The 7,106-nt window shown below is 44.8% G+C and carries 8 protein-coding genes; 3 read left to right on the top strand and 5 right to left on the bottom strand.

All coding sequences use genetic code 11. From position 1 onward, the window contains the following. Positions 1-155: 155 nt before the first annotated feature. The 3 genes from Q0081_RS32075 to Q0081_RS31560 all read left to right on the top strand — a co-directional run bounded on the left by Q0081_RS32075 (position 156) and on the right by Q0081_RS31560 (position 955). Positions 156-338 (top strand): ATP-binding protein, encoded by a 183-nt coding sequence (locus Q0081_RS32075; RefSeq protein WP_409034115.1) that lies wholly within the window; start codon positions 156-158, stop codon positions 336-338. Next, positions 250-444: an ATP-binding protein gene (locus Q0081_RS31565; RefSeq protein WP_409034116.1), complete on the top strand. Its 195-nt coding sequence runs from the start codon at positions 250-252 to the stop codon at positions 442-444. The genes Q0081_RS32075 and Q0081_RS31565 overlap by 89 nt, the downstream gene beginning before the upstream one ends. Before the next feature lie 97 nt (positions 445-541). After that, on the top strand, positions 542-955 hold the full coding sequence (locus Q0081_RS31560) for a YHS domain-containing (seleno)protein (RefSeq protein ID WP_298363077.1): 414 nt from the start codon (positions 542-544) through the stop codon (positions 953-955). Positions 956-1,818: 863 nt separating this feature from the next. On the opposite strand, the gene Q0081_RS31555 is transcribed toward Q0081_RS31560, so the two are convergent. From Q0081_RS31555 to Q0081_RS31535, 5 genes are all read right to left on the bottom strand, one after another. Beyond that, a complete protein-coding gene (locus Q0081_RS31555) occupies positions 1,819-3,276 on the bottom strand; it encodes a BNR-4 repeat-containing protein (protein WP_298363074.1) in 1,458 nt (485 codons plus the stop codon). A gap of 3 nt (positions 3,277-3,279) precedes the next feature. Next, the gene (locus tag Q0081_RS31550) at positions 3,280-3,618 is read right to left on the bottom strand and encodes a XisI protein (protein ID WP_298363073.1); all 339 of its coding nucleotides are present in this window, start codon (positions 3,616-3,618) and stop codon (positions 3,280-3,282) included. Then, the gene (locus Q0081_RS31545) at positions 3,603-4,019 is read right to left on the bottom strand and encodes a XisH family protein (RefSeq protein ID WP_298363072.1); all 417 of its coding nucleotides are present in this window, start codon (positions 4,017-4,019) and stop codon (positions 3,603-3,605) included. Before Q0081_RS31545 ends, Q0081_RS31550 begins: the two co-directional genes overlap by 16 nt. Positions 4,020-4,058: 39 nt before the next feature. Continuing rightward, positions 4,059-5,945: a heparinase II/III family protein gene (locus Q0081_RS31540; protein WP_298363070.1), complete on the bottom strand. Its 1,887-nt coding sequence runs from the start codon at positions 5,943-5,945 to the stop codon at positions 4,059-4,061. 38 nt (positions 5,946-5,983) lie between these two features. Continuing rightward, a partial coding sequence (locus Q0081_RS31535) for an alginate lyase family protein (RefSeq protein WP_298363068.1) occupies positions 5,984-7,106 on the bottom strand: 1,123 nt, incomplete at its 5' end.

The raw sequence follows: 7,106 nt of genomic DNA, 5'->3' as shown, positions 1-7,106 counted from the left end.
CACAGACAGAAAATCGGTAATTATTTGCACTTTTACGAGAAGTTAGGCTTGGTAACCTATTAACTGATTGTAGAAGTGCTTTTATTGTTTTAACCCATTGATAATGGCGAACATATTGAATAGTTTTGATTTAGTATAATAAGGAAAAAGAATTTGTGCCGCAGGTAAAAATATCTACTGAGTTAGTGAAAAACGAAATTATTTTAAAAATAAGAGACAATGGAAAAGGCATTCCTCAACGGGATTTGGATCGACTTTTCAACCCATTTTTTACCCGCGTCGGCGGTCCGAACAAAACCCACTTCAGAAGGAACAGGCTTAGGGCTGTTTATGTGTAAAGACATCATTGAAATCCACAATGGAAACATCAGTATTCATTCTCAGGAAGGTCAATTTACCGAAGTGGTAATTACCCTGCCCGTGCTGAAGGAAACTCATTCATAAACCGAACAAATTCCGCTTTTCTGTCGTATAGCCGACAATTAACCTTATTTCTTACTGCAAACTTTGTGGGGTGATTTAACTCTAAAAATAAATACCCATGAAATCATTCGCAGTAAATTGCCTTATTTTACTCTTAACGGCCTTTCATTTGCAGGCGCAGAAATCAGAGATTTTCGTTAAAGACAGTATAGCCGTGAAGGGCTATGATGTAGTTGCTTATTTTACCCAATCGGCTCCCGTAAAAGGAAACTCAGAGTTTGTTCATACATGGAAAGGCGAAAAATGGTACTTTGCCAATCGCGAAAACCAAGAAGCCTTCAAAGCTTCCCCTGAAAAGTACGCTCCGCAATACGGCGGCTACTGTGCTTACGGCACTGCCGATGGCCATAAAGCGCCTACCGACCCCAAAATTGTCAGCCAGTCGCTTTTGGACAATCTCACCCGTCAGCGGGTTAATTTCGTCGTAAAAAAGCCCGTGTTCATTGCGGCCTTTGGCCAAAATGACATCTAACATTTCGTGAATATAAGGTTGCCATTGCTGCTTTTTAGCGGGGTTAACTTCGGAAACTACCGCGTATAACTCGACTAATCCCGACACAATTTCGCAGCCATGGTCACGCAGGCGCAGACGCGAAAGGGCACGTGTGGGCAAATGTTCGGGAGAGAGGTAATAATGCCCGATTTGGATGCCCCATTGCAGCCATTTGGGGTTTCGGGTCAGCCAATACATACGCGCCAATACCTGCAACAAATCGCCGCCCACTTCCACTACGGCACTGTTTCCAAAAAAACTACCTTTAATTTGAGTGGGTACATCCACGATTTTATCCAAATCCTCCAAAATCCCCAGCATCCGCTCTGACCACGGGCTGGGTCCGAGCCATTCGGTGAGGGGAATGAGGCCATCTTTCATGTATTCGGCACTGCCAAACACGACCTGAGAAGTGTCAAAGATGCTGTTTTCAAATCCTTTTTTACAAAAAGAATAGGTATCGGGTAAACGTCCCATACGCGACGTAAGGCGGGTCTCGACAGCGAGCATTTCGCGCATCTTTCCTTCAAAAAGAGGTTTGTCCAACATGGCCGCTGTCATGACCATAAACGGATAATTATCGGCTGCCGCATCCCAAGCGTTCCAGATGCAGGTGCTTTCTTTGAGATTGTGCGGAATTAACCCCGTAGCAGGGTCAGCTTTACTGAGCCATCCTAACAAAAAACGATGACTTCGGCGAAAGGCTTCGTTAGCGGCTTGGCCGTTGATGAGGGCTTGTTGGAAGTGAGTTTTTTCAACCTCGGGAGTCGGTTGGCTGTAAAGAGATACGCTTTTGAACAAAAGGATGCCCCCTAATATTAGCCCTGCTTTGTACTGTTTTCTCATGGATTCACTCGGATTGGCTTTTCAAACTCATTTTTCATCTGGCGCGGTAAACGAAACACGTCCCCCTTTTGGTTACAAAAATACAACGACGACTCCGAAGGTTGTCGCGCGTGTCCATCGGCCCAAAAAGCGTAAAAATCAGAATGTACATTCTGTGGCCGTCGCACGTAAGAATGATTAAAAGCGCTGTTTGGGGTCAAATTGGTCTGTTTTTGCCACGTTTTCCCTTGATTGTTACTCACCCAAACCGCAACTTCGCCACCCGTTCCGTAAGGTTGAGGACCTGCTTCGGTTGGGGCGATGATTTTCCACGCAGTTGGGCTTTCAATGTACAAAGAACCCATGTCATAGTTATGGTCGGAAGTAGTAACGGCGTTTATCTCCCACGTTTTCCCGGTCCAATACGCCGTATGCCACGTATGCGGTCCCTGATTGGGCCCAGGGTCAGGGCCTTTGCTCGTGACGTACAAAATAACAGGAGAACCGTTGGCAGTATAAGCTACGTCGTTGATGTACACATTCAATCCCGCTGAACGATATTCTTTCACCAAAGCGGCATTTTCGGGCGTGGTTAAAGGCAATTGCATTTGTTGACCCTGCGCATTCTGCCACGTTTGTCCAAAGTCGTTGGTTTCTACATAGTACAAATTAGTGCGATAATCCAAACCGGCTGCCTTTTCGGTATCGGGGTGCATATTGAACGACGTACCGATTTTGTTCCTCCACTGTCCGCTTGTTTGGTAATGACCTTCCTGAATCGCTCCAATATCCTTGATTTCAGACCATTTAATCCCGCCTTTGCTCGTAATGAAGCCAATGGTGCGGCGAGGCTTGTTGGCCCCGTATTTCAACATTCCCCGTTCATAGTGGGTCATCAGGTGAAAGAACCCTTTGCCTTTCTGATAGTAGCTTTGTAAGTACGAAAAATTATCAAAAGGCACTTCTTTTCCGTCTTTGAAGTACGTTGAATTGATTTTGTCAAAAGCACGGATGTCAAACGGTTTTCGACTGCGATGCATATACGAAGGCCGCTCTACCCCGTGCGAAGTCGAAAATATCCAGATATAGCCCTGCGCATCGATATTCAGCACCGGATTATCGTGGGCATCGTCGGTGGCTTTGTCCAATAGAATCGTAGGTCGCGCTACTTTTCCCGTGGTATGGTCGAAGTAAGAAACCTCGTGCAGCAGATTCAGTTGGGCATCTTTTGAAGCGCCTCCGAAGCAAAAAAACGTCTTTTTTGCTTCGGGACTATACACCGCAAACGGGCTGTGATTGGCGGGGTACGTACCCAAGCCACCACTGTATTTGTGAACGTACTCGTTGTTGGTTTTGCCAATAAAATACCAAATCCCCCGAAAACCGTCATCGGTTTGGTTGAGCGTTTGGGCAAAACAAAAGGAAATAACTTGAAATCGGAATAAAACCAAGAAAACGGCAACTTGTTTTCTCATCGTTTATGCAATTGCGTATCCTGATGCTGAGCGCATTTCTACGGGAAGAAAACCTATGACAATATCCGAAGAAGGTATACCCATAGCTACTAATTCTTCAGCTACTTCAACATCAGTTCGATTTTGTTGAATCCACACTTTCCCGTTTTTAATATCAAAATGAAAAGGGCAACTATGGACAAATCGATTATTCCGCCACCCTATTCTAAGTAACTGAAAATGAGAATTTTGAGTATCAGCCACAATCTGGTTTTCTAATTCAGAATTTGCTATACGATACTGTGCTTGCCTTTCCAAAAAAGCAATAATTATCTCTTGATATTTTTTTATTTTTTCTTCCATTTGATGACTTTTTTTGATTCATTATCATATACGATAAGTCGAATTTTAAATCGTTTGATGGCTTTTTGTACGAAAGAGAGTTGAAAATTGTCTTCGTAAATTTTCAAAGGAACCGCCAAGTACAACTTCCTTTCCGGTTCAAATTCTTCTAAACCAATTGTGTAATTCAACATTTGTCCTAAAGCCCGATGAAATTCATAAACAAATGAGGATGCAGTAAAACTTTTGACTTCAACTGCTATTTTTTCATGTTCTTTTTCCGCAGCCAGCATTTTTTCAGCCCCCAAATCTACTTCAAAGTTTACATCGTCTGTTTCAATAATATAGGGGTCATTTGTAATTTTCCAACCGTCGTTAATAAGTGCTTGTCTGACTTCGTAATGATAAAGATCTTTTGCCATAGATAATTTTGCTCAAAGCAAATATACACATTTTTTAATTTACTTCTTCCAATCGCTCAACGACGGGATTTTTGTCTCCTTACTGACCATAATTCCGTCGGGAATCAGCAATACGTTCAGAATATTGGTAGAATTGGCCGGTAATGTCACTTCAAAACCCACCAACGCAGTCCCTGTGTTGGGCGCGTCATAATCATGCGTTGGCTGCGCTGACCACGTTTTCAGGGTCACGTTGGCAGGCTCCAACACTTTGATTTGAAGTTTTTTGCCGTTTTGGGTCAATTCTGCCGTGCCGTCTTCCGTAATGCGCACTTTGGCGGGGGTCATCATTGCCCACTTCACGGTGCTTTCTTTCTCCCCTGTCGTGATTTCGTCTTTGACTACCACGTATTTTTGATCCACAATCGCCACTCCTCGTTTGGCCGAAGACACCGCATTTTTGTAAACCGCTGACATATCCGTTGTGGCGCTCAGAAAAGTAGGCTTATTGGTAAAATTAGTAATGGACGCATATCCATCCACGCGTTGCAGTTCATTGTTAAACGTAAGGGTGCTGTGGGCCATGTTGTTATAACGATACACTTCCCAACGTTGCGCATTTTGGCCTTTGTCCCACAATTTTACGCCTTTTGATTCCAACGATTCGTAGTCCTGCATTCCCAAGTCCATCGACCAGCGCTCACCGAGAGCATCCATGACAAACGAACCGATGTCCATGTGAGCGTGGTTGACAGCAGGTGAGCCGGCTTTCAGTCCGACGTATATAGCAAAGAGGTCAGTCCAGGAAGAGCGCATCATGGCAACGGGGTTCTTGCCCTGTCCGGACCAAAGAAGTGCTTTGGGAGCCGTTACTTTTTCAAATTTAATGCCGTTTCCCCAAATCATAGCGGCAGGTAAAATGCGGTCGCGGCCCATGTTGGAAGCGCCTTTTTCGAGAATGTTTTTAGCTCCGAATAACAATGAAGGGGATTGGGTACGGTTGGCAAACCAAAACACCGCCGGACTGACACCGCCCGAGCCGCTGCCTGCGTCAGAATAGTTGAAGGTTTTGCCCGACGTGCCGACCATGTGCTGATAATATGCGGCCGTATTCAGGAATCCACGGCCGTTTGACAAGCCGAAATCGCTCCCCAGTGCTTTTTGTACAGCGCTCAGAAACAGCACGTTGAAGCTCGTTCCGTAGCCCCAGTAGCCGTAACCTTCGGGATAGGCACCTTCGGGGTTGTAATCTTCCATGGGCAGTTTAATGGACTCAATGGCGCGGTCAATGATTTGCTTGGCCAGCGTGGGATTGTCTTCGTAAATGGCCAATGCGCCGTAGGTCATGCCCGCGTTGCAGACCTGATTCCAGTTGTGGGAAGCCGCCAGCCAGCTGTTGTATTTTGAATCCAGTGACGGTTCAATGCCTTTTTTCAGAATGGCTTCTTTAATGATGGGCAACGACGATTTTTGCAGATCGTTGTAGAGCCAATCGTACCCGATGGCCACGGCCATGGTCATTTCGCCCACGTCCAAAAAGTGCGATGGGTTCCAGTCCGAAAAGGTTGAAACTTTTAATAATTCCGTTTCGGCGCGGTTGAGGTATTTTTGGTCACGGGTAATGCGATACGCGTACGACAGCATAAAAATACGGCGCAGCGCCTCGCGTGATTTGTCGAGCAAACGACGCCCAATCTGGATGCGTTCCAAGGGCGGCAGGCCAATAATTTTGTCGCTTTCAGCCAAAATTGTCTGATGAATAGTAGCCCAGTTTTTATCAGAAGCAATATTGTTCTGAATTCCTTTTTCTTCTCCCTTTAGTAGCATAATACGAGGATGAGCAGGTACTTGTGTGTTGGCTTTCAGGTATTTGAGTTGAGAAAATGCAGTTGTTTGAAGGAGTAAAACAAATCCTATCAAATACAAAAAGAAGGGTGATTTTGTCATGTCAGAAATTGGTTATAGTGGTTAGGAGGTTGCGATAATTATTGTATCCAAATCAAAGGATTTCGGATGGGTAAATTCCTGACTACTTCTTCGGTAGTTGGAAAATGTTCGAGCCTTTTCCAAGTTTTTAGCCAATCCTTTACGGGGTATTTTTGGTATCCAAACAGCAAAAATGGCTGTGCCACGGGCCATTCATCCCAATACATCACATCCTTCGCATAAGGCCATTTACTTTTGTCTTCTACAAAAGGGTACATAAATTCAATGGCTTTCTTGAGCGTACGTCCATCGGCTAAGGTGTAGTCCCAAAGATTTTCTTTTTCGTCAGAAAGTACATGACAAACGGTGGTCATAGCATCCAGATTAAAAAGTGAGTAGCCATAAGGCTTAGTGCGTTTGAGTTCTAAGGGAAAGCTGCCGTTTTTTTCTAATTGGTTGGGAAGCAAAACCGTTTTAAAGCGGTTTTTACAGAAATCAATCAAGGCTTCATTACCAACCAACTTGGCAAAAACCGCCACTTGCATCACCCAGCAGGTGGCATGATTATTCTTGGTATCTCGTTCATCAATACCGTATTGGTGCGAAGTTACCCATTCCAAATACTGCCCAAACCAGTTTTTAATCAAGTGTAAATCGTTCTTTTTGACGTTTTTAGCGTTTTCCATCACCCGAATACCTTGCGCCACTTCCATCATTTGAATCATGTCAATAATGCCAATCCCTCGGCCAGTAGCTCGGCCTTTAATCGCTTGGGTATAAAGCAGCGATGGATTCATGTACGTTTTTTCGTCCATAAACCACGCTTTGAGGTGAACGAAAGCGTGCTTGACATACTTTTCGTTTTTAGTCATTAAATAAGCCGACGCCAACGAGCCAATAATTTGACTAAAACGTACCATCGCCTTTCGATGAGCGGTAAAATTGCTGGGGTTCGATTGACCATCTCGCTGAATATAAGGGCCGTTGGGGTCATCTGGGTTTTGCCACCAATAATCTCCCTCAGAATAAAAATCATGGAGCCCGCCCGCCGAGCGTTCGCATTGCTCGGCAGTGACCGTGACGGGGCTTTGAGTCATAGCCCACTCAGCCTGCTCCAGGGTACTTTTTTTGAGAGTTTCAGTAATGACCGATCTCAAATCATTGTTTTTTTGTGGTTGGCCT

It is taken from the genome of Runella sp., from assembly GCF_027484545.1.
Classification (GTDB): Bacteria; Bacteroidota; Bacteroidia; order Cytophagales; family Spirosomataceae; genus Runella.
This window is presented reverse-complemented; position numbering and strand designations above follow the sequence as displayed.

Excerpts from the sequence above, each read along its gene's own strand:
- Q0081_RS31560 (WP_298363077.1), top strand. The coding sequence starts at position 542 with ATGAAATCATTCGCAGTAAATTGCCTTATTTTACTCTTAACGGCCTTT.
- Q0081_RS31555 (WP_298363074.1), bottom strand. The coding sequence starts at position 3,276 with ATGAGAAAACAAGTTGCCGTTTTCTTGGTTTTATTCCGATTTCAAGTT.
- Q0081_RS31550 (WP_298363073.1), bottom strand. The coding sequence starts at position 3,618 with ATGGAAGAAAAAATAAAAAAATATCAAGAGATAATTATTGCTTTTTTG.
- Q0081_RS31545 (WP_298363072.1), bottom strand. The coding sequence starts at position 4,019 with ATGGCAAAAGATCTTTATCATTACGAAGTCAGACAAGCACTTATTAAC.
- Q0081_RS31540 (WP_298363070.1), bottom strand. The coding sequence starts at position 5,945 with ATGACAAAATCACCCTTCTTTTTGTATTTGATAGGATTTGTTTTACTC.